23 protein-coding genes are annotated in these 22,114 nt (G+C 52.2%); 12 read left to right on the top strand and 11 right to left on the bottom strand.

The features are described from left to right. Positions 1 to 122: 122 nt before the first annotated feature. The gene (locus tag RHP47_RS10715) at positions 123 to 425 is read right to left on the bottom strand and encodes a DUF2499 domain-containing protein (protein ID WP_149820737.1); all 303 of its coding nucleotides are present in this window, start codon (positions 423 to 425) and stop codon (positions 123 to 125) included. After that, on the bottom strand, positions 425 to 1,477 hold the full coding sequence (locus tag RHP47_RS10710; RefSeq protein ID WP_310840457.1) for a zinc-dependent dehydrogenase: 1,053 nt from the start codon (positions 1,475 to 1,477) through the stop codon (positions 425 to 427). Before RHP47_RS10710 ends, RHP47_RS10715 begins: the two co-directional genes overlap by 1 nt. 472 nt (positions 1,478 to 1,949) lie before the next feature. Between RHP47_RS10710 and RHP47_RS10705 the strand changes: the two genes are divergently transcribed. From RHP47_RS10705 to pgsA, 3 genes are all read left to right on the top strand, one after another. Then, on the top strand, positions 1,950 to 4,184 hold the full coding sequence (locus RHP47_RS10705) for a glycoside hydrolase (protein WP_310840455.1): 2,235 nt from the start codon (positions 1,950 to 1,952) through the stop codon (positions 4,182 to 4,184). A 157-nt stretch (positions 4,185 to 4,341) separates the two neighbouring features. Continuing rightward, complete coding sequence (glpX, locus tag RHP47_RS10700) at positions 4,342 to 5,385, top strand: class II fructose-bisphosphatase (protein WP_149820730.1); 1,044 nt, start codon at positions 4,342 to 4,344, stop codon at positions 5,383 to 5,385. 66 nt (positions 5,386 to 5,451) lie between these two features. Beyond that, positions 5,452 to 5,958 carry a CDP-diacylglycerol--glycerol-3-phosphate 3-phosphatidyltransferase gene (gene pgsA / locus RHP47_RS10695; RefSeq protein ID WP_149821806.1) on the top strand — a complete coding sequence of 169 codons (507 nt, stop codon included), beginning with the start codon at positions 5,452 to 5,454 and terminating at the stop codon, positions 5,956 to 5,958. On the opposite strand, the gene RHP47_RS10690 is transcribed toward pgsA, so the two are convergent. Next, positions 5,943 to 7,601 carry an alpha/beta hydrolase gene (locus RHP47_RS10690; protein WP_302679472.1) on the bottom strand — a complete coding sequence of 553 codons (1,659 nt, stop codon included), beginning with the start codon at positions 7,599 to 7,601 and terminating at the stop codon, positions 5,943 to 5,945. The genes pgsA and RHP47_RS10690 overlap by 16 nt on opposite strands. 169 nt (positions 7,602 to 7,770) lie before the next feature. On the opposite strand from RHP47_RS10690, the gene rpiA reads away from it, so the two are divergent. From rpiA to RHP47_RS10675, 3 genes are all read left to right on the top strand, one after another. After that, positions 7,771 to 8,478 (top strand): ribose-5-phosphate isomerase RpiA, encoded by a 708-nt coding sequence (gene rpiA, locus RHP47_RS10685; protein WP_286668708.1) that lies wholly within the window; start codon positions 7,771 to 7,773, stop codon positions 8,476 to 8,478. A gap of 135 nt (positions 8,479 to 8,613) precedes the next feature. Continuing rightward, complete coding sequence (locus tag RHP47_RS10680) at positions 8,614 to 9,048, top strand: hypothetical protein (protein WP_149820722.1); 435 nt, start codon at positions 8,614 to 8,616, stop codon at positions 9,046 to 9,048. Between the two features lie 403 nt (positions 9,049 to 9,451). Then, positions 9,452 to 9,769 (top strand): hypothetical protein, encoded by a 318-nt coding sequence (locus tag RHP47_RS10675; protein ID WP_149820721.1) that lies wholly within the window; start codon positions 9,452 to 9,454, stop codon positions 9,767 to 9,769. On the opposite strand, the gene RHP47_RS10670 is transcribed toward RHP47_RS10675, so the two are convergent. The 3 genes from RHP47_RS10670 to RHP47_RS10660 are packed head-to-tail and all read right to left on the bottom strand — an operon-like array spanning position 9,754 to position 13,671. After that, positions 9,754 to 10,707: a 5'-nucleotidase gene (locus RHP47_RS10670; protein WP_286625670.1), complete on the bottom strand. Its 954-nt coding sequence runs from the start codon at positions 10,705 to 10,707 to the stop codon at positions 9,754 to 9,756. The genes RHP47_RS10675 and RHP47_RS10670 overlap by 16 nt on opposite strands. Then, positions 10,691 to 12,565: a tetratricopeptide repeat protein gene (locus RHP47_RS10665; protein WP_310840454.1), complete on the bottom strand. Its 1,875-nt coding sequence runs from the start codon at positions 12,563 to 12,565 to the stop codon at positions 10,691 to 10,693. The genes RHP47_RS10670 and RHP47_RS10665 overlap by 17 nt, the downstream gene beginning before the upstream one ends. An 8-nt stretch (positions 12,566 to 12,573) precedes the next feature. Then, entirely contained in the window at positions 12,574 to 13,671 is a 1,098-nt protein-coding gene (locus RHP47_RS10660) for a glycosyl transferase (protein ID WP_149820717.1), read from the bottom strand. 293 nt (positions 13,672 to 13,964) lie between these two features. On the opposite strand from RHP47_RS10660, the gene RHP47_RS10655 reads away from it, so the two are divergent. Together RHP47_RS10655 and RHP47_RS10650 are read left to right on the top strand one after the other, a co-directional pair. Then, positions 13,965 to 14,462 carry an orange carotenoid protein N-terminal domain-containing protein gene (locus RHP47_RS10655; protein ID WP_149820716.1) on the top strand — a complete coding sequence of 166 codons (498 nt, stop codon included), beginning with the start codon at positions 13,965 to 13,967 and terminating at the stop codon, positions 14,460 to 14,462. 79 nt (positions 14,463 to 14,541) lie between these two features. Beyond that, positions 14,542 to 14,958, top strand: a complete 417-nt coding sequence (locus RHP47_RS10650) for a nuclear transport factor 2 family protein (protein WP_149820714.1) — start codon at positions 14,542 to 14,544, stop codon at positions 14,956 to 14,958. On the opposite strand, the gene RHP47_RS10645 is transcribed toward RHP47_RS10650, so the two are convergent. The 3 genes from RHP47_RS10645 to RHP47_RS10635 form a co-directional block, all read right to left on the bottom strand. Beyond that, positions 14,927 to 15,301: a SlyX family protein gene (locus RHP47_RS10645; protein WP_149820712.1), complete on the bottom strand. Its 375-nt coding sequence runs from the start codon at positions 15,299 to 15,301 to the stop codon at positions 14,927 to 14,929. The genes RHP47_RS10650 and RHP47_RS10645 overlap by 32 nt on opposite strands. A 91-nt stretch (positions 15,302 to 15,392) precedes the next feature. After that, positions 15,393 to 15,911 (bottom strand): phosphohistidine phosphatase SixA, encoded by a 519-nt coding sequence (gene sixA, locus RHP47_RS10640; protein WP_310840452.1) that lies wholly within the window; start codon positions 15,909 to 15,911, stop codon positions 15,393 to 15,395. Positions 15,912 to 15,945: 34 nt separating this feature from the next. Continuing rightward, entirely contained in the window at positions 15,946 to 17,205 is a 1,260-nt protein-coding gene (locus tag RHP47_RS10635) for a bifunctional oligoribonuclease/PAP phosphatase NrnA (RefSeq protein WP_149820708.1), read from the bottom strand. Positions 17,206 to 17,318: 113 nt separating this feature from the next. On the opposite strand from RHP47_RS10635, the gene RHP47_RS10630 reads away from it, so the two are divergent. Further along, a complete protein-coding gene (locus RHP47_RS10630) occupies positions 17,319 to 18,227 on the top strand; it encodes a ChaN family lipoprotein (protein ID WP_310840451.1) in 909 nt (302 codons plus the stop codon). A 2-nt stretch (positions 18,228 to 18,229) separates the two neighbouring features. Here the strand turns inward: RHP47_RS10630 and RHP47_RS10625 are convergent, their stop codons facing one another. Beyond that, positions 18,230 to 18,910 carry a response regulator transcription factor gene (locus RHP47_RS10625; protein WP_149820706.1) on the bottom strand — a complete coding sequence of 227 codons (681 nt, stop codon included), beginning with the start codon at positions 18,908 to 18,910 and terminating at the stop codon, positions 18,230 to 18,232. Positions 18,911 to 19,055: 145 nt separating this feature from the next. Here RHP47_RS10625 and RHP47_RS10620 point away from each other — a divergent pair, with 145 nt between their 5' ends. Further along, entirely contained in the window at positions 19,056 to 19,787 is a 732-nt protein-coding gene (locus RHP47_RS10620) for a hypothetical protein (protein WP_310840450.1), read from the top strand. Between the two features lie 23 nt (positions 19,788 to 19,810). Here RHP47_RS10620 and RHP47_RS10615 read toward each other — a convergent pair whose 3' ends face one another. Continuing rightward, positions 19,811 to 20,500, bottom strand: a complete 690-nt coding sequence (locus tag RHP47_RS10615; RefSeq protein WP_310840448.1) for a hypothetical protein — start codon at positions 20,498 to 20,500, stop codon at positions 19,811 to 19,813. A gap of 492 nt (positions 20,501 to 20,992) precedes the next feature. Between RHP47_RS10615 and coaD the strand changes: the two genes are divergently transcribed. Beyond that, on the top strand, positions 20,993 to 21,499 hold the full coding sequence (coaD, locus tag RHP47_RS10610) for a pantetheine-phosphate adenylyltransferase (protein WP_149820703.1): 507 nt from the start codon (positions 20,993 to 20,995) through the stop codon (positions 21,497 to 21,499). Next, positions 21,454 to 22,092, top strand: coding sequence for an ATP synthase F0 subunit B (locus RHP47_RS10605; RefSeq protein WP_286668702.1), 639 nt, complete (start codon positions 21,454 to 21,456; stop codon positions 22,090 to 22,092). The genes coaD and RHP47_RS10605 overlap by 46 nt, the downstream gene beginning before the upstream one ends. The last annotated feature ends 22 nt before the right edge of the window (positions 22,093 to 22,114 follow it).

The raw sequence follows: 22,114 nt of genomic DNA, 5'->3' as shown, positions 1-22,114 counted from the left end.
TTCAGTATTGGACTGTTGCATTTGTCACACCCTATTGCAGGGAACCTGATTACAGGATACTGGAAGTCCTTGAGCACTGCCAATTTCAATCAATCTTGTTAAGCTTTACTTCAAGAGGGCAGCTACAGTGCGCTTTGCGATCGCCACCACAGCCATGCTGCTGCACCACAGAGGGTACAGTTGCCAATGAACGTGAGCAGCGCTTGCAGATCCACCAACCAAGCCAGTGTCACTGCATTATCGAAGTAATGCCACGTACAGGCACACATGGCACTCACCAACGCTGGTAGCATTGCCCACGCCAACCACCGCCATCCCTGCTGCGGACAGCGGCGATCCAGTTGTGCCACAAACCAAATGGCTGCCATCCACTCCAGCACACTGGAAATATGCACCATCCACGTGGGAATTGATAGGGCGTGCATTAGGATTCTGGATAAATGAGGATTTTATAGGTTTCCGGCGTCGGCTGTACTGCCTGCTCCACCGCTTCAGTCAGCTTTGATAGGGGATAGCGATCGCTGATCAGGGCTTTGACATCAATGCGGCGGTTAAAGATAATGTCGCAGGCAAGCGACTGTAAGCGGTAGGAGGAACTGTAGCTGCCCATGAGATCAATCTCACGGCGATAGAGAATGTTGGGATTGAGGGGAATTTCCACTTCATCGGGAAACTCGGCAAAGAAGAGAATTTTGCCCCCCTTGCGCGTACACTCTAGGGCTTGGAAAAAGGCTTTTTCACTGGGAACCGCTAAAAGACTGACATCCACCCCCAAGCCATGGGTCAGGGCTTGCACCTTGGCACTGAGATCGGGATCGCGGGCATCAAAAGCGGCAGCGGCGCCCACTTCTTTGGCTTTGGCGATTCGGGAGGGCAGTAGATCGGTGGCGATCGCCCGTGCCCCAAAGAGATTCACCAACATAATAAACATCAGGCCAATAGGCCCTGCCCCAGTGATCAGCACTGTTTGACCGGCAGTAATGCCCGCCTTCTTGACTGCCTTCAGACAACAGTTGGTGGGTTCAACGAAGCTGGCTTCTTCATCGCTAATCTCATCGGGAATCGGAATCAGACCGCCATGCTGCACAATGTGCCCCGGTACTTTCACATACTCGGCAAAGCCCCCACCACTGGGAATAAACCCCGCCGTGGTTGTAACGGTTTTATACACATGGCACATTGAATAGTTTTCATTCAAGCAGTAGGCGCAGTGCATACAGGGAATATGGTGCATGACCACCACCCGCTGACCCACCTGCCAACCCGTCACGGCCTCACCCACCGCCGCAATTTCACCCGCCGTTTCATGGCCAAAAATACGAGGCGGCTCATAGAGGGGATAGCGAATTTTTTTGATGTCCGATTGGCACAACCCAACCACCCTGACCCGCACTAGCACTTCATCGGCAGCAATCTCAGGGATGGGAATGTCCTCGTAGCTGAGTTGATTCACCCCTCGGAACACTTGGGCTTTCATTGAGACCTTTGCAAACTCGTCACCCCTAAGATAATTGCCCGTCGCACCGAGGGCAAGTCTTGATGAAAGACCTAGTTTGAGCAGCCAGCAAAATTTGCCAAAGGCGATCCAAATCTTTGGGGACCATTCCTTGGCGATCGCCCTCCATCAATTCATCCTGATAGGCGCTTTCCTGAGGGATGATGGTTGTGGCTTCCTGCCTAGGATCATCAAACCTTTCCCAATGGCTCTTTTATCCTAACTAGGTTGTTCTTCCCAACGCACCACAGGATTGCCTGATCACTAGCCCCAGTTCTCCAATTCACGGGAAGCCCACTGCCGATCGGGCGATATGGACGAGAGAGGGAACCCCCTGATTGGGTATTAAGATTCTTGCGGCGTTTGAGATGTTGTGTAACAAAGTGGTACCACACCAAACTCCTCTGAAATACTGGAGAAAGCGTCTGTCCTAAGTCATGGAGGCAAATTGGTTGTGGCCTATCCCTTGCACGTTGCCTTCATTTGGCACCAGCACCAACCCCTCTACAAAAGTTGTCGCACCGGTCAATACCTGCTCCCTTGGGTACGGCTCCACGGCACGAAGGACTACTTAGATCTGATCTTAGTCCTCGCCAAATATCCCCGCCTCAAGCAAACCGTCAACCTTGTCCCCTCCCTGTTGCTGCAAATTCAGGATTATGTCAACGGTACGGCCCTTGATCCCTATCTGACAGCCACACTGACCCCGGTGGAGCAGCTCACCGATCAGCAGCGCTGGTTTATCATTGAGCATTTCTTTGATGCCCACCACCGCACGATGATTGACCCCCATCCCCGCTATCGCGAACTCTACGAGCAGCGGCAAACCCAGGGGAAAACTTGGTGTTGGCAACACTGGCAGCCCCAAGACTATGGGGATCTGTTGGCGTGGCACAATTTAGCTTGGATCGATCCCCTCTACTGGGAGGAGCCAGAGATTGCCCAATGGTTGTCCCAAGGGCGGGATTTTAGCCTCAGCGATCGCCAGCGGATCATTGCCAAACAGCGGGAAATTCTTGGCCAAATCATTCCCCAGCATCGCGCCCTTCAAGAGGCGGGTCAAATTGAAGTCACCACAACCCCCTATACCCACCCGATTTTGCCCCTCTTGGTGGATACCGATGCCGCCAAAGTAGCGGTTCCCAACATTGCCCTGCCCCAACAGCGGTTTCAATATCCCGAAGATGTTCCTCGGCATTTGCGGCGGGCGCGAGTTCTTTATGAACAATTCTTTGGGCGATCGCCCCGCGGACTGTGGCCGTCAGAGCAATCCGTAAGTCCAGCCATTCTTGAACCCATTGTCGAGCAGGGATTTGAGTGGATTTGCTCCGATGAAGCAATCTTGGGCTGGACAACGGGAACCTATTTTCACCGCAACGAAGCGGGGGTTGTCCAACAGGCCAATGTTCTTTACCAACCCTACCGCCTGACCACGGCCAAAGGGGATCTCAACATTGTCTTTCGCGATCACCGCCTCTCGGATTTGATTGGCTTTACCTACAGTGCCATGGCTCCCGAAGCAGCGGCAGCGGATCTGCTCAAGCAGCTTGAGGGTATTCGCCAGCAACTCATTGCCTATGAAGGGACTGGCCAATCCAGTTTGGCACAACCATGGCTTGTGACCATTGCCCTCGATGGTGAAAACTGCTGGGAGTACTATCCCCGCGACGGCCTGCCCTTCTTAGAAAGGCTTTACCAAGGCCTGAGCGAGAACGAGCACTTTGCCTGTGTTTCTGTGGCGCAGTATCTGCAACAATATCCCCCACGTGCGGTGATTTCGGGTTCTGCTCTCCACAGCGGCTCTTGGATTGATGGCAATTTCTGTACATGGATTGGCGATCCGGTAAAAAACAAAGCTTGGGACTATCTAGGGGCTGCCCGCCAAACCCTTGAACGCCACCCCGAAGCCACTGAAACGAAGAATCCGGCAGCATGGCAAGCTCTTTTGGCGGCTGAAGGCTCTGACTGGTTTTGGTGGTTTGGTGAAGGCCACTCCTCGAACCACGATGCCATGTTTGATCAGCTTTTCCGTGAGCATTTGATGGCGCTCTACACAGCATTGGGGGAGCCAATTCCTGAGGTTCTCAATGATCCCTTAGAAGTCCACGAAGCCAAGGATACCTACCCGCCCCAAGGCTTTATTCACCCTGAGATTGATGGGCGCGGTGATGAGCAGGACTGGAACTTTGCTGGCCGGATTCAAATCGGTGGCAGCCGCGGGACGATGCACCGCCAAACGCTGATCAGTCGCCTCTGGTATGGGGTGGATCACCTAAATATCTATCTGCGTCTTGATGCTCCGAACCAGAAACAGCCCTTTGGGAATGACATCAGCACCCTGCACTTTTGCTGGTACTACCCCAACATGGTGACGTACAATAGCCCCCTCTCTGATCTGCGAGATTGCCCCGACGAAGCCCCCCTCAACTACCTGTACCACCATCAATTGGTGATTGACTTTGAAAAGCAACAGATTGCCTTCAAGGAGGCGATCGCCAACTACCAGTGGAAAGAGCGACCCAGCCATGCCCGCTATGCCTTGGGCATCTGCCTAGAAGTGGCCATTCCTTGGGCAGATCTGCACCTGTATCCCGATTGTGGCCTGCGTCTGTTGATCGTGCTGGCTCAAGAGGGCTATTACCTTGACCATCTGCCCCCAGAGCAACTGCTCTTTTTGACTACCCCCTAGTCCTTGAGCGTCTTTTCCACGGCCAAAGGATATCCGACAACCCCTTGGCGGTAGGAGCAAATAATTTGCAACGAGAAATTATTTTCTAGATCCCAAAGTTCTGTAAGCTCAGATAGGAAACCTCTGCGGGATCAACTTGTGCAGTTAGGAGGGTTGTGTGGATAACGTCATTGGCTTAGAGATTATTGAAGTTGTTGAGCAGGCGGCGATCGCCTCAGCGCGGTGGATGGGCAAGGGCGACAAACACATGGCCGATCAGGTCGCCGTGGATGCCATGCGCAACCGCATGAATCAAATCCATATGCGCGGTCGTATTGTGATTGGCGAAGGGGAACGGGATGAAGCCCCCATGCTCTACATTGGCGAAGAAGTGGGTATCTGCACCCGTCCCGATGCTGCCCAATACTGTAACCCCGAAGAACTCATTGAAATTGACATTGCCGTTGACCCCTGTGAAGGGACCAATCTCTGCGCCTATGGCCAACCGGGATCGATGGCTGTGCTGGCCATTTCGGAAAAAGGGGGGTTGTTTGCGGCTCCCGACTTTTATATGAAGAAATTGGCGGCGCCCCCCGCTGCTAAGGGTAAAGTGGACATTCGCAACTCGGCGACAGAAAACCTGAAAATTCTCTCGGAATGCCTTGACCGCGCCATTGATGAGTTAGTGGTGGTGGTAATGAAGCGCGATCGCCACAATGACTTGATTCAAGAAATTCGCGATGCGGGTGCCCGCGTCCAACTGATCTCCGATGGCGATGTCTCGGCAGCGCTCTGCTGTGCCTTTTCGGGAACCAACATTCATGCCCTGATGGGAATTGGTGCTGCGCCGGAAGGGGTGATTTCTGCTGCTGCCATGCGCGCCTTAGGGGGGCACTTCCAAGGGCAACTGGTCTATGATCCCGCTGTGGTCATGACCAAGGAATGGGCGAATCGCACCCGCGAAGGCAACCTCGAAGAACTCAAAAAAGCCGGCATCACTGATCCCGACAAGGTCTATGAAGCGGAGGAATTGGCCTCCGGCGAAACCGTTCTCTTTGCTGCCTGTGGAATTACCCCCGGTATACTCATGAAAGGGGTGCGTTTCTTTAGGGGGGGTGCCCGTACCCAATCTCTGGTCATTTCCACCCAGTCGAAGACAGCGCGCTTTGTGGACACTATCCACATGTTCGATAAGCAGTTGAAGTCGCTCCAGTTGTACTAAGCACTGACTGCGATAAAAGATAATGAACTCCCTCTGCGTGAGGGGGTTTTCTTTTGCATGAGTGCTATGCCTGTGAACCTCGCCACTACGATTACCCTTGCTCGCCTGTTGATTGTGCCAGTGATCCTAGGCTTGCTCTCCTTCAATCATGGAGTGGTCTATCGCTGGTGGGGGGTGGGTTTATTTTTGGTGGCAGCCCTGACGGATTGGCTGGATGGCTACATTGCCCGCCGTTTTAATCAGGTCACGGATTTGGGCAAAGTGCTGGATCCGCTCGTGGATAAGTTGCTAATCTTGGTGCCCCTGTTGCTGTGCATTGAATGGGGAGAGGTGCCCGCATGGTCAGTGGCGTTGATCCTCTTTCGGGAACTCGGGATTGCCAGTTGGCGGGTGCAGCAATCTCAAATTCAGGGGGCAAACCTTTGGGGCAAAGCCAAAACCGTTAGCCAGATTATGGCCGTGGCATTACTTCTCGCTCCCTTACCACCCAGTTGGCAGGGGGGAATTCTCATTGTTTATGGGGGGGCGATCGCCCTCACACTGATTTCTGGGGCACTTTATCTTCGTGGTTGAGTGCCAATGCGCCCCGCGAGCACCTCCTGCAACTGCTGGGGATTGATGCGATCCAGCCAATAGGCTTGAAAAGTGGGCTGGGTCACCTGATTGACAAAGGTTTGACTCAAGAAGGGACGCAACTGCTCATTTTGTTGATTAAAGACACCAAAGAAGGCAGTGCTTACCCCCTTAAAGAAGGGCTGTGCCAACTGTGGGTTCGGGCCAATGAGATCATTGGGAACCGGTAATACTCCCGCTTCACTGACCCCCACTGCTGAGAAGTGGGTACCGGGCACGAGCATGGCAAGATACTTGGGCTGCGCCTGCAACCATGTAAAAGGCCAGATCTGCTCCTCTAACGGGGGCGCAAAGACATCCTTGCTACTGGAAATAATCAGCGTCGGCACCTTGATATTGGCCATGCCCCGTTCACCAATGAGAATACTACTCACTGGATTGACAGCAATCACAGACTTGACCCGTGGATCCGCCAGTGTAGAGGGCCCATCGGCAAGACCGAGACTACGACATTGCAGGGGCACTGAGATATTAAAGATAAAGAGATCCCTAGCGGCTGCTAGACAGCGTTGTTTCACTGCATTCCAGTCAACGGTACCCCCAGCCGCTGCCAGTACGGTAAAGCCCCCCATGGAGTGGCCAAATAGCCCCACATTATTGGTGTCAATTTTCAGGGCTGGATTTTTCTGAACTAACGCCGCTACAGCATCTACCCCCAATTTCAAGTCAAGGGGGCGCTGTGCCCAATCCTTTGGCAAGTTCTCGTAGTCGAGGGGTGCCCCGGAGAGAAAACTATTAATTCGGCTGGCATCGGAACCGGGGTGAGTGACTGCTAAAACCGCTAGGCCATAACTAGCCAAGTGCTCTGCTAAGTAGGCAAATGTCGTGCGGTCTGAGGCTAAACCGTGGGAAATGACAATGAGAGGGGCCGGCGCCGTAATTCCTGTGGGGACATAGAGATCTGCGGGAATGGAGCCTGTGGTGCGATTGGGATTAGTAAATTCAATTTTTTGCTTTTGCCACTGGAAGGGTCCTTTTTGGGCAGGATTAAGGCTACTGGCAGGCAGTGGCGTTCTTGGTTGGAGTTGCGCCAAGCGTTCGATAAAGTCTTGCGCCCGTTGTTCTTGATTCACGGCACGGGTAAAGGCACCCACTGCCTTCAGACCGAGTTCACCATTGACTTTAACACTCTTGCCGGGAAAGGCCTGTAGTACTGAGAGTAGGGTAATGCCTGCGGGGGAACTGGCGGCGGTTTTCAGGGCTTCCCCAAGGGCTGGGCCACCATTGACATCATTATCTGCACGAATGACTTGGCCAATACGCTCCAGAAAGGCTTGACCGATGGGGCTGTTGACAAACTGGCTAACGGTTGTGGGTGCTAGGTCCATACGGGTGGTTAAGCTCTCCCGCAGGTTTGGCTGTTGATCATTGGGGAGCAACCGAATTAAAAACCCTAGCTCTGGGCTGGTATTACCCGTTTTGGCAAAGCTGGCAAGGTCACTCACTTGGATGTTGAAGGTGCCAAAGGGCGGATACACAAGGCTAATTTGTTCAGCCGCCAGTCCCGTCTGTGCCCAAACGGTTGCTGCTGCGCCCAACAGGGAGAACCACTGCCATTTTTTCCTTGCGCGCGCGATCGCCATCCCTGAGATACCCTCACTTAATCACTAGCATTATCGTTGTTTGCAACGTCACCTGCAACTCATTTCCAAGGACTGGCAGCCTGAGGCCTAGGTTCCGACTCTCTGAAAAGGGCTGTAAAGGGCGGCCGCTGTGGTATGGTGCTTTTGGAAAAAATGAGGGAATTCGCCCATGAGTGATGATGCAGTCAAGCAAATGAAGCAGGCTGTTGCCAAAGCTGCTGCCGATCGCGTGCAGTCTGGAATGATTGTCGGCTTGGGCACTGGGTCAACCACCGCCTTTGTCATCCAATTTTTGGGCGATCGCTTGCGCAACGGAGAACTGAGCAACATCGCTGGTGTGCCCACCTCGTTTCAGGCCTCTGTCCTTGCTAAAAAGTATGGCATTCCCCTAGTCACCCTCGATGATGTGGAGAAATTAGACATTGCCATTGACGGTGCCGATGAAGTGGATCCCGCCAAAAACCTGATCAAGGGGGGTGGGGCAGCTCATACCCGTGAAAAAATTGTTGACTCCCTTGCGGATCAGTTCTTGGTCGTGGTGGACAGCAGCAAACTGGTGCAGAAATTGGGTTCCACTTTCCCTGTGCCCGTGGAAGTGTTACCCTTTGCCGTGGCTCCCGTCACTCGTGCCCTGCAAGCTCTTGGGGGGCAGCCTGAACTGCGCATGGGGGTGAAAAAAGATGGCCCAGTGGTGACAGATCAAGGCAACCTTGTCCTTGATGTCAAATTTGATGACATTTCTAACCCCGCCGAACTAGAGAAAACGATGAACAACATCCCTGGCGTTGTCGAAAATGGCCTGTTTGTCAACGTGGCCGATGTCATCCTCATTGGTGAGATTGTGGATGGCCAGCCCCGTGTGCGTGAAATGGCCTAGCAGTTTTTCCATTTCCTGCGAGGAAGCAACAGTTACTTTCCGGTGATCAATCTCTCAACCCATCAGTGATTGAGGTCTCAGGCGGCGACAGGATTGCCATCAATAATTGGGGTATCCACTCCATAGGAGCCTCCAATGTCTCTCCACTCCTTCACCCATCGGTTGATCACCCTAAGCAGTATTGTGGTTTCAGGTGTTGTGGTTGCTACTACAGCAGCACAGGCAAACCCACCGATTATCGTCAACTGCAACAGCAGTGGCCAAGTTTGCGATCAAATGGCGCGTTACAACTTCCGCTCTGAAAGTCCGTATTGGGATTATGCCCTCCAAGTCACTGCGCCTGCTACCCACTGCTCGGAAGTGAAATATTTCACCACCAATCGTCAGGGACAGCGGGTCGAAACGGAGTTCCTTGGCCCCAACCGTTCAGCCTTTTTGCCCATTGGTGGCAATTGGGAGCGGGGGAATCACACGATTCAAATTGGGGCGATTGGACGGCAAGGTGGCTGTAATGTAGGCACGCTCAGTTCATGGGGCATCCAAGTGCAGCCTGCCGTTGTTCCCCGTTAATGAGGAATAAACTCCTAGAAACTTAACTCGTCTTCATCTATTCAAGGGTCGGTGGCAACGACACTGACCTTTTTTTGTGCTTATTTTTAGCGTACTTTACCAATTTTCATTTATTTTACTTCCGCGAAGGAAAGCAAGCGCATCTTTAATATAGCCTCTCCCTGAGCGGATTGCAGCCCCCTGTTCCGAGGGATCCCCTGCGAGGGGTGTCAAATTATTTTCTACAAAGCTACTAAAAATACTCAAAGCCTCCTATAGAGAGACTCCGAGGGATTCAACGCCAAAATCAGACTTTAGGAAATTTGAATAGATCCGTCGGCAGAGAAAACTTAATTGAACTCTTGGGGGCGATCGCTCGTCAAAGTCAAATTATTGGGAAACCTTCTACTTGAGGATTTGTGCCATGGGATTGCGTTGGTTGGTATTGGCATTAGGAGTGGCAGGAATGTTGATCACAGGAGCGATCGCCAGCCGTGCTGGTAAGGAGGTGCCCGCCACGCTTACGGGTCAAATTACGGCGGTTGTTGATGATGATGAAGTCTTAATTGAGGCCAATAACCAACGCTACAAGCTCGATCTACCGGATGCCTGCAAACCTGCCCTGCGCAATGGCGTTCTTAGGGTGGGCGGCGTTGTTACTGCCAGTGGCAAACTTGAACTTGATGATCGCGAGCTAGATGTTTCCATTGTTCAGATGAATGGGCGTCAGGTCTGCCCATAATAAATGCCACAAATGTCACAGTTGCGCACGCCAAAGGGGACATGCACTGAGGGAATCGAACCCGCTGCTGATTCTAGATGAGTCAGTTGATCATCAAAGAAAATATGCGGTTTGAGTTGCTTGAGAACCCGTACCTTCTCCATACCGCCAAGGAAAAAGGTTTCATCCGGCATGACGCCCCAACTATTGAGGGTAGTTACCACCCGTTCACTAGCAAGGATATTGCGTGCCGTCACAATCGCAATCCGTAACAGCCGCCGATAGCTGGCATCCTGCTGTTCTTTGGCCATCTCTAACTGTTGAAAGGCTGCCAGTTTTCTAAACAGGTCACTCAGGGGGCCTGGGTTGTGGGGAATGTTGGCCTTTTGCAGTTCATGGGCTTGAAATTGCTCGAGATCCCCTTGGCGAAAGACGGCTTCCGCTTCATCATCCGCTAGCACACCATCAAAGTCAAAGGCAATGCGCAACTCGGCATCCTCTTCCTGATCGGTAATGGGCGATCGAATCACCATGCCCGCTGGATACCCAGCCGCGATCGCCTGCTGCACGTCCTTGGCATTTGCCGAGAGAAATAGGGACACATTAAAGGCAGGAATGTAGGGATGGGGGGATTTGCCGCCCAAAAATGCGGCGCGGGTAATGTTCAGACCGTAGTGCTGAATTGAATAGAAGACCCGCTGACCGGTATCGGGATCGTTTCTCGAAAGAAGCACGACCTCCACGGGCTCTTGTTCGGGATAGGCACGGTTGAGATTTAAGAAGCGGCGAATAAAGGGAAATGCCACCCCCTTCGGCAAGACATCGTATTTCCTTTCCCGCTGAAATTGGCGGTACTTTTCGGTCCCCTCATTGCGAAAGACATCATCCGCCTCCCCCAAATCAAAGAGGGCACTGGAGGCCACTGCAATCACTAATTTCTGCTCAATTGGGTATCCCATTGCTGAGCATCCGATAGTGGGATTGAAGCGCAGTCCGCAATTGGGCGATCGCCCCTTGCCAATCACCCCGCTGGGGCTGGCGAATTAACTGCGCCGAAGGATACCAAGGCGATCGCGATCGCTGCCAGAGCCACCGCCAATCCGCCACAAAGGGCAACAGGATCCACAGGGGCTTCCCTAGGGCACCCGCCAAGTGTGCCACAGCCGTATCAATTGTTACCACAGCATCCAACTGCTGGATCAAAAGCGCCGTATCCAGAAAATCCCCCATATAGGGCTGGCAATCAATCACCCCCACCTCCTGTAACTGTTCAGCTTCCGCTGGCGATCGCTCCTTTTGCAGGCTATACCATTGCACCTCAAATTCCCGCAGCAGGGGTAGGAAATACTCAAGGGGACAAGACCGCTGCGCCGTTGTGCGTGTTTGACTATGGCTGGCCCAAACCAGACCGATCCGAGGTTTAGAGATATTAAAGATACTGTGGGGTGGGTGGGCGGGCAAAGGGAAATAGGGCTTGAACTTAGGAAAGTGGTCTTTATCAATGCCTAAGTAGCGCGGCAGACTCAGCAGGGGGGTATGGCAATCAAAGGGGGGAGGCGTCTCCTCGGTGCTTATCACTTCAATCCCCGGCAGTGTTTGACACAGGCGCACCAAGGGCGGATAGGCAGCAAAAATGAGCCGTTGGGCACGCCGCGCCATCAAGGGCAGTAAGCGCACAAACTGAATGCAATCCCCTAGCCCCTGCTCACTATAGACAAAGAGGGTTTTCCCCTCTAGGGATTGACCTTGCCAACGGGGTTGCGCATAGGTGCGTAATCCGCCCGTGGGTTGTTGCCAGCGCCATTCGTATTCCTCCCATCCCTCTTGAAAATGTCCTAGCATGAGCAGGACAAGGGCAAAGTTGAGGCGCACATCCGCCCCATTGGGGTCTAGGGCAACGGCTTGGCGAAAGTGGTGGAGGGCCGCCTCTGGGTTTCCTGTTTCCAGAAGCGCTGTGGCCAAGCCCGCTTGGGCAGAACCGTTGCAAGGGTTGAGGTCAAGACAGCGTTGGTAGTAGCGGATGGCTCCCGTAAAATCCGCTTCGCTGAGGCAAATTTGCCCCAGTTGCAGGAGTGCCTGTGGATGTTTATTTTCCCGCAGCAAGACCTCTTGATAGCGATCGCGGGCCGCTGCAAGGTTGCCCTGTAAATGGAGGGCATAGCCCAGATTGTAGTGCGCTGCCAATAGTTCTGGATTGGCGCTGAGGGCAGCTTGAAATTGACGAATCGCTGCCCTGTAGTTCTTGAGTTCGAGATAAACGCTGCCCAGATTGTTGTGGACATCCGCTTGACCGGGTTTAAGATACAGCGACTGTTCATAGCAGGCACTGGCCTCTGTAAGTTTGCCTTGGGAGTGCAGACACAGTCCCAAGTTATACAGGGTCGTCGGTAAGTCCGGATTCAGGGAAAGGGCTTTTTGATAGCAGGCGATCGCCCGCTCAATCTCCCCTAAGTCCAAATAGGCATTCCCTAGGTTGCTGTGGGCTTCCACCCACTCTGGCTGCACCTCAAGGGCGCGTTGATAGTGGGGTACAGCAGCGGCCGGTTGCGACAGCAGATCGTGGAGAACAATCGCCAGCCGATAGTGGGCAGCAGCATGCCACGGATCAAGGGCGATCGCCTGTTCATAGGCCGCTTGCGCCCCAAGGGGTTGCCCCCGTTCCTCGGCAATCACCCCCAACAAATAGTAGGCCTCTGGCTGCGGGGAACGTTCAATGACTTGACGAGCCAACTGCTGTGCCCTGCGCCAGTGCTGTTGCTGATAAAGCTGCCAAGCCTTTTTTAAAAGCGAGGCTGTTTGCCATCCAAAGATACCCACGGCAATTGCTACGAATAGGAATTGTGTTGATTCAAATAATAAGCAACAGCGGTAGCGATCTTAGAATTGCCATCAAGATCAAGCGGTGTGGGGTCTAAAGGCGGCTGAGGTTCCGCTGCCAAAAAGTGCCAGTGGCCACCAAAAAATTCTTCATGACTGAGGATCTGATGGTAGTGATGAGCCTGCAATCCGGCCACTAAAATTGGCCCCTCGGCAAAATCATCACGACGAATCGTTGCCACCGGTACCCCCAAACGACAGGCCTCCGCGTAGGTGCCATAGCCGGGCTTGGACACGACTCGACCACAGAGAGGCATCACATCCAGCGGGCGGAGTTGACGGCCACAGAGCTTCAGTAGGTTTGGCAGATCCTCTGGTGCAGCCCCATCGAAGGTGAGAAACTGCCAATCGGGAAAGTCCTTGAGGGCTTCATAGGGAATGGCCTGCAGGCTCAACCCGCCAAAGGTCAACAAAACCGTGCGATCGCGGGGAGTGGTGAGGCCAAGGCGCTGCCGCAACTCCTCTGGTTCAAAACGCGGTTCGGCTCCCGTCAGTCCCACGGGTTCTTTGTGGGGAAAAGCATTGAGGGGTTCAGCAAAGGGCAGTTGAAACAAGCGATCGCACCCGCTATAAAGATTACTCACCCAATCCGCAATCTCGCTAAAGTCATCGCCAAAGGAGCGATAGATAAAATCCCAGCCAAAGTTACTAACCATCCAACAGGGCACCCCCGCTGCATGGGCGATCGCCACCGCCAAAGGGGGAATATCCGCTAGCACCAACTGTGCCCGATTTTGCTGAATAAAATCTGCCTCGGCGTGGATCAACTCAGGGGCTGCCGCCTGAAGTTCCAAGAGCTTGGCACGGGTTGCGGGCAAATCCATTTGCAAACTATCGGCTTGCACGACCCCCAGATCAAGGGCACGGGGACGATGAATAAACTCCCCCTCCAGATTCGCCTGCAACAACCAATAGGGAGCTGCCGTCACGATCAGTGGCAAGAGATCAGGCACTTGGCGGCGAATGGCATTCACCAGCGCCGTTGTCCGCGCCACATGACCAAAGCCATGATTGGTGATTGCTACGTAGAGGGTTGGTCGAGCCACAGCAGTGTTCCTGCCAAAACCGATGCAATCTTAACATTTGTAACAACCCGCCATGGAGGTTGCTAACTGCTTTTTTGCGCAAGAGGGCAACAGCGGGATTAACTAGGACATGTCCCTGGGTTTAGCCCTCTACAATGTATTGAGTTTATTCTATTTGATTAACATATAAGATAGATTTATTGTCGGTATTTATAAACTTGTGTTGCTTTTTATGAAGATATGTAACATACTGTTGACTAGGAGGCAGAGATAACCCTAGCGACAGACTAGACATTTAACATCTCTGAAGCGATATGACCTACACCACCGATACGCGTTTCAATCCCACCACCCTAGCCACAGCGGTTCAAGAGGTAACCACTCTCTTTAACTGCCTGAGCGTGGATGACAAGTTGGGACTCCTGTGGTTTATCTACACAGAAACGGGTCGTTCGATTACAGCCGCCGCCCCCGGTACGGCTCGCCTACAACTGGCGGAAGGGCTGCTCAATCAGGTCAAAGCACTCAGTTTTGATGATCAACTTCAATTCATGCGCGACTTGGTGACCAATGTGGACACCCCTCTCACCCGTGCCTACGGTGTCTTTAGCCCCAACACCAAGCTCGCCTTCTGGTATCAACTGGCAGAACTGATGAAACAGGGGTTTGTGGTACCTGTGCCCCCCGGTTATACCCTCAGCCGCGATGCCGATCGCGTGTTTGCAGCCATCAAAGCCCTTGACTTTGGTCAGCAGATTACTGTCCTGCGGAATGCAGTGGTCGCCATGGGTGTGGATCCACTTGCCGTCTAATTGAGATGCCATGGGTTACGCAAGGGGGCAGCTCGCTCCCTTTTTTTGTCTCGATTCAAACCACTGAGGAACTGCAACCATGACCCATCTTGTTCAAGGAAGTCCTGTTCTCGGCATTGATGAACCGACGCTGATCGCCTATTTTGCTGCCCTCAATGAGGAACGCTACGAAGATGTGGCCGCCCTGTTTGCTGAGGCGGGAGTTCTCTATCCGCCCTTTGAGGATGCTGTCATTGGCCGCGGGGCGATCGCCCATTATCTCCACCTTGAAGCCGTGGGTATGCGGGCAGAACCCCTTAAAGGAGAACTACTAAGCACAGAGGGCACAGAACGTCGCTACCGCCTTGTGGGTAAAGTTACACTCCCCCTTTTTAGCGTCAATGTGGCTTGGCAATTTGGCCTCAATGCTGAGGATCAAATCACATTTGTGAAAGTGGATTTGCTGGCAACCTTGGAGGAACTCCTCAACTATCAGCCTCTACGTCAGCAGCGCTAGGGCGACCGGGAAACACCTCGGACTCTAAGGCCTCCACGCGATCGCGCAAATTGTGGAGAATGCCCGAATGACTCAGGCGCACCGCTGCCAACTGTTCCCGTAGGCGATCGTAGTTTTCGGGCAGTTGTTGGCGCAGATGAATCACTTCACGGCTGAGGGCATTCACCCGTCGCTCTAGATCCGCCACCCGTTCAGGCAAATGCTCCGCTTGAATATAAAACTTGCAGACAATGTCAACAATTGCCGCTTCAAGGCTAGTAAATTGATGCTCCCGCTGATAGGCATACAGCCAACTGAGAACATCGGGCGGTAAATGCTCCGTAATTTCCGACTCAGAATTCACGATTCTATCCTGTGGCAGGCTGTACTTCTATTTTGTCGCTTTAGGGAGAGCAGTGGCGAGAGGGTCGAAGCATCGGAATGGACACCTGTAGTCAGGCAAGGCCACTGCCATTAAGTAAAAACTTGGGAGGCGTCAGCCAAAAAAGTTGACTATTACCAAGGGGATCGGTTTCTGGAATCAGCAGGCCAATAATGCCGGCTTTCTTGAGCTGGAGGTGTCCCAAGGCTTTACCACAGATGAGCAGTTCGGTCCAGTGACTGAGATTGGGTTCATGACCCACGGCAATCAGGGCACCCTCATGGTCTTGACGCCAGTGATTTAGCCAATGGAGCCAATCTAGCAAACGACCGCTTGGAGCCAACAGGTCAGAAATCATCAGATCGGGGGCAACCCCCACTTCAAGGAGAATTTCTGCCGTTTGCCGTGCCCGCACCAGTGGGGAGGAGAGAATCAGTTCTGCCTCGATACCCAAATCCAATAATCGCCGTGCCACTTGGTGAGTTTTCTTTTCGCCTTTGGCCGTCAGGGGGCGATCGCTATCACTGCCTTCAAACACTTCCCGTTCGACCGCGATTCCGTGGCGGAAAAAAAGGACTGTTAGCTCCGTCATAAAGACCTAAAACTTGATTACTACGAACAGTGCCTTACTCCGTACCGTGGAGGACATTGTTCTTCGGATTGACGAGGTGGAGGAGCTTCTGCTTAATCTGCGTATCGTAAACGCTCCACTTGAGTTTAGCGTATTCTGGATTCTCATTGAGACCCGACAAGAAGCCCACGGGAATTTCAAAACCGCCGGCTTGGGAGCGACCCCCACCAAAGAAGCGTCCTTGGCGATCCTTACCAAAGGCCTCTTTGATAAATTCGTCGGGGTCAAGGGTAATTTTTGTTGTGCGCAGCGAACCGATAATCAGTTCCACCTCTTCGTCTTCGTCGTGGACAAGGCCATAGACAACGGCAGTGTGGACGTTCTCTTCAGTCACAAGGAAATCCGCCGCTTGGGGAATGGCATCGCGGTCTTCGTAGCGGATATAGCCCACGCCAGAAATTGAGAAATTGTTGTGAATGGAGCGGTTTTTCAGCGATCGCTCGATCACATCCATCACCTGCTTCGAGCGGTGGGACTGCAAAATGGTGTTCAGCAGTTGATAATCAATAAAACGACTCAGGAAGGCGGCTGCGAGAAAGTCCTCTTCTTTGGCTTGTTTGAGGCAATCGGTGTCAGAGCGCAGGCCATGCATCAGAGCCGTGGCACATTTCACGTGAACTGGGTTGCTACTGTCGAGGGTGAGTAGCCCCGCTTGCAGGTATTGGGTAAAGATGGTAGCCGTGGCGCGGGTCGTGGGTCGAATGTCTGTAAACTCGGCTTGAATGGCTTCTTGGAGACTGTGGTGATCAATGATGGCGATCGCCGGCAGGCCTGCCTCCTGTACCATGGGCAGCAATTGACTGGTGGTGCCTTGGTTGTCAATGAGAACGTAGCCTTGGTAACAGGTACAATCCCGCTGATCTTTATTTTTCGTACCTTGCACGGCCCAGCGCACAAGGGGCATCCCCGTCAGCCGCACTAGGGTGATATTCTCCTGATGGCTCAGGGCACCGGCGTAGGCAATATCGCACTGAATCTCAAACTGCTCAGCAATGAGTTTATAGGTCCATGCCGAAGAGAGGGCATCGGGGTCAGGAAAATCTTGGAGAATAATCAACTGCCGCGTACCGCGATGGCGTTCCAACATTTGCCGCAGCGCTTCGGCACGGGGGTCACTCAAGCGAACTTCCGCCTTGGCCAATTCTGTAGAGGTCGTCTCCGATTTCACCAGTGCGTTACCATTCAGTTCAGGATGAGTGGAACCGACGTCACTGGCAGCGGGGTCACTGAGTTCAAGTGGATAGGGAGATTGCATAGTTGTTTCAGCGTTGGATAACAGGGTTGAACCCAATGGGGAACGCGCAGAAGATAATTGTCGTCACCATACCGTCAACGACTCTATCTCGATCTTGGCAGATATTTTATCGTTTGGCATCCCCCCTTGGACAGCGGTTGCGCCAGTGGCGATCCTCCCCTGCTTGGCAGCCTTTAGCTTTTACTTTAGCGATCGCCCTTTTGGTCGCGGGAACCCACAGTGTGAAAGCGCAGCAGGTCTGGCGGGGCAGTGAATCCGTCCCCCTGCAAAGAGCCTATGCCGACTGGCAGCAAAAGCACATCCTCTATTTGGGTGAAACCCACGATAGCGTGGCCGATCATCAGGCACAACTGCAAATTTTGCAGGAATTGCAACGGCGGGGTCGCCCCCTAGCGATCGCCCTTGAAATGATTCAGCGTCCCTTTCAAGCCGCCCTCGATGCCTACATTGGCGGTGAAATTACCGAGATGGAATTGCTGGAGCAAACCCAATATGCCCAGCGCTGGGGCTTCCCTTGGTCGCTGTATGCACCGATTTTTCGCTTTGCCAAGGAGCAGCAGATTCCCCTGATTGCCCTGAATACGCCCACCGAAGTCACCCGCCAAGTGGCACGCCAAGGTCTAGAGAGCTTAGGGGAAGATGATTTTCGCTATATTCCACCCCTAGCAGATATTGACTTGAGCAACACTGCCTATCGCGATCGCCTGCAGGAGATTTTTGTTGCTGCCCATCAAGGGATGAGCCACAGGATGAATTTTGACTTCTTTTACCAAGCTCAAGTCCTTTGGGATGAAACGATGGCCAAAGTCATTGCTAAACAGCATCAGCGGCATCCCGATCGCCTGATTGTGGTGCTGACGGGGCGGGGTCATGTTTATTTTGGCGATGGCATTCCCCAACGGGTACAGCGACGGCTGGCCCCCAACCTCCGCCAAGCCATTATCCTCCTCAATCCCACAGCAACGGAAAAAGCCAAACCCCGCATTGCCGACTGGTTCTGGCAAAATGATCCCTCTCTCTAAACCTAATCAGCCAAGCCATGTTCAAGGGCAAAGCGCACGAGTTCTGTGCGGCTACTGGTACCGGTTTTCACAAAGAGGCGACTGACATACTTTTCAATATTGCGAACACTGGTATTCAGTTGGCTGGCAATTTCCTTATTCATCAGACCCTTGACCACCAGTTGCAGCACACTGGCTTCGCGGGGGGTGAGATCCAGTTGAATTGGGGGAGCCGTGGGATTGCGTTTGCCCTGTTGGACGAGCATTGCCCGCAGTTCGGCAATTTGTTGAGCTAAATTGGCCAGATTGGGTTCTCCCTCATCGCGAGCAGCCGCTTGCCGCCGCAGCAGATTTTTGATAATGGCCACCAGTTCATCGGGGTCAAAGGGTTTGGCTAGGTAGGCATCACAGCCAGCATCATAGCCTTGGATGCGATCGCGCTTCATGCCCCGCGCTGTGAGGAAGATAACGGGAATATGGTTGAGATGGGGTTGTTGGCGCACTGTTTCCAAAAAGGCATAGCCATCCATCTGCGGCATCATAATATCCGTAATAATCAGGTCGGGTACATTGGTTTCTAGATACTCCAGAGCCGCTTGACCATTGGCCACTGCTGTCACCTCAAAGCCACTGTCCTCTAAATAGGCCGTTACCGCCTCGCGCACCCCCGGCTCATCATCCACCAGCAATAATTTTGCTGTCATTGGCTGTCTCCTATGCCAGTAGGACTTAATTTACAGCCCTTTTCACACGGATGGAATACGCTCAGTCAGTGCTCATCTGTGTACCCCAGAAAAGGACTGTATTTATGCTCTAACATAATTGGCAGTACCTAGGTGGAATAATTGAATGGCGATTATTGCGCTGCGGGCATGGTACCTACCGCAGTATGAACCCCTCGAACACATCGAGCAACGTCCCCACGATCTACGGCTCAACAAAAGTAGCTTGCTGAAAACGGCACTGCGGGCAGATTTTCTCGATGACTTAGAAACGGTGCAGCGTTCGGAGTGGTTTCAACGCTATCGCCTTGGGGAAACCGTGGAATTTTATATTGAGGGGAGCGGCAGCTATACGATCGCCAACATTGATGTTCTCAGTCATGAAATCTATTTCATCAAGAGCGATCGCCTGAGTTACTTGGAACCGACCCTCTTTTTCAGTCCCGCCGATAGCCCCAGTAGTGACGAGATTCGCACCGCCCTCAAAGCATTTGTGACCAATACCCCTAGTCGCTTCCCCTTGGAACTGGTCGAAAGCCCACGCTTGGCAAATGCTCCTTTACACCTTGAAAGTCCGGTCATTACCCAATTGCGGCGCTCATTAATATTTATTGCAGATGGCAGTGGCAATGAACAGTTGCATGTAATGGTTGCCCTCGAACTGGGCTATGCCCTAGCCAGTAAACGCCGCAATCAACTCCTTGTTATTCAGCAGGAGCACCCCAGCCAGCGGGCATGTCTGCCTATTGAAGTTCCCAGTTCTCAGCGCCTCATCTATAGCGATCCCCACGAGTTAAGGGAGAAGTTGCCCTTGGTGTTGCAAGGACTCCTAAAACCCTTTGAACTCTTTCGGGAATAATTCAGGCAATTTAATTTTAAGCATTAATGAACCAGACTGCAGAGCAGGTGGGAAGGCACCCTCGCAGCCAATAGGATCTGTGGTAGGTCTGGCAGGATGCGGCAGCAATGCTGTATGAAATCGTGAATCCACTGTTGCAGCGTTTCTGCTTCATGATTCGTTAACAATCTGTCGGTGGCAGTAAATTGGCGGTTATGGAACTGCTCCACTTGAATTTGCGCCAACCAACTTTCACGGGGTCGTGTCAATAACCAATAGTTAGTGACAATCATTTTGCCAAGGTAGCGCGCTGCCACTTCCGTGATTTGCTGGCAGTACCCATAGTAATCAGCAAGGGTTAGGGCTTCAGGGTTCGCGGAAGCCAGAGGCGGTCTATTTTTTGTTTCTTTTGTTTGAGCAAATTGGCTAAAGAAGGACGTCAAAACCGCCAAGGTGTTGGCAGAGACAGGGAGCTGGAGGCCAATGAGGTCAAAAATTTTCTGTTCAATGTATTGCAGCTGCAGTGTTTGATTAGGCTCACTCTGTTTTATTTTTTCATGTAATTCAATTAGAAATTCTAATTTGTTAAGCTGTGGGTATGTTAAGTTATCTAAATTAATGTAGCGGTCTAGGTATTCTTGCCCGTTCGAGTCATTACCCCTATGGAACTGAACTGCAGGATGCTCCGCTAAGAGGTTTCGGAGCTTGTAACGAGTTACTGGAGAAAAATTCATAGAACATCCCCCTTAGGATTACCATCAGGAAACAACATTGGGTTTAGTGGCGGAAGAGTTAAGCTTCAATTGTTGAATCTTAAGACAGAAATCAAGATTTTAGGGTTCCCTGCAGATGCAGTTGACAACTGCCTACAGTTAAAGAAAAGATATAACTACAGTTGCATGAGATATACTATTCATTCTTAAAGCTAAGAATTTGAATTGTCAAGTATTTATTGATACAAGCAGCCGTTATTTATCATTCTTTAGAATAACTGCTATATAAAGCTGCAAATTTTAAGCAATAGTTTACATTCGTTTATATTGAACCCAAATTAGGTATCCCAGACTACATCTACTGTCAACTACCATAAATCTACAGCCTTGGCCTTTACCCTCCTTCAACAGCTGATTGACTTGCTGACCTTTATCAGGTAGGGCATGCACTGTCCCTAGAAATCAGGGATGATGTTTTAGGCATTGGCTGTTAACTGTCTCATTAAGTTGTCTATGCTGGCTGTCTATCCCGGAAGCTTTGATCCCATTACCCTTGGGCACTTGGACATTATTGAGCGGGGTGCTCGTCTCTTTAGCGAAGTGATTGTAGCGATCGCCCACAACCCACAAAAAAAAGCCCTCTTTAGCGTCAGCCAACGGATCAAACAAGTAGAGGCGGCTACCGTTCACTTAAAAAATGTGCGGGTGGATACCTTTGATGGCCTGACCGTTGAGTACGCGCGATCGCAACAAGCAACAGTTCTCCTGCGGGGGCTACGGGTTCTGTCGGACTTTGAATACGAGCTGCAGATGTCCCACACCAATAAAAGCCTCTGGCCAGAGATTGAGACCGTGTTCCTCACCACGTCCAATGAGTATAGTTTCTTAAGTAGTAGCTTAGTAAAAGAAATTGCCCGATTTGGCGGTAATGTTCGTCATCTAGTACCAGCCACTGTTGCAAAGGATTTAGAAGCATGCTTTACTCAAACGCCGATCCCATCTCAACGACCACTGGAGTAAATGAAGCGCTTGATGTCCCTTCCGTACCGCTGCAACTCCTGCAACAATTGGAAAAGCTGGAAGAACTCCTAATTCTCGAAGGGACGAAGATCCCGCTGACCGGCCGCAAACTCATTGATGAAGAGCAGATCCTGAATCAGCTTACCCACATTGAACAGGCGATCCCCGAATCATTGAAGACAGCGCAGCGGATTCTCAATCAGCGGGATGAGATCATTAAACAGGCCCAGCACCGCGCCCAAGAAATTATCCGTGCCGCAGAGCAACGGGCTGCCCAAATTGCCGATGAACTGCGGATTCGCCAGCAGGCAGAACTCGAAGCCCAGAAAATTCGCCAGCAGGTGCAGCAAGAGGTGGAGTTTATGCGCCAGCGCGCGATCGAGGAAATCAATCTGCTACGGCAAAACACAGAAAAAGAACTAGCCCATCTGCGCCAAGTGACCCGCCATGAATGTCAAGAGCGGCAACAGGAAGCGGATGCCTATGCCGATCGCACCCTTGCGGAAATGGAACGCCAATTCAAGGAAATGCTAGCGGTGATTCAAAATGGGCGCCAATACCTCAAGCAGCACCAAGCCCACCGTCAACCCTAGGCAATACCCCAATTCAATTGTC

It is taken from the genome of Thermosynechococcus sp. QKsg1 (assembly GCF_031586415.1).
Lineage (GTDB): Bacteria > Cyanobacteriota > Cyanobacteriia > Thermosynechococcales > Thermosynechococcaceae > Thermosynechococcus.
This window is presented reverse-complemented; position numbering and strand designations above follow the sequence as displayed.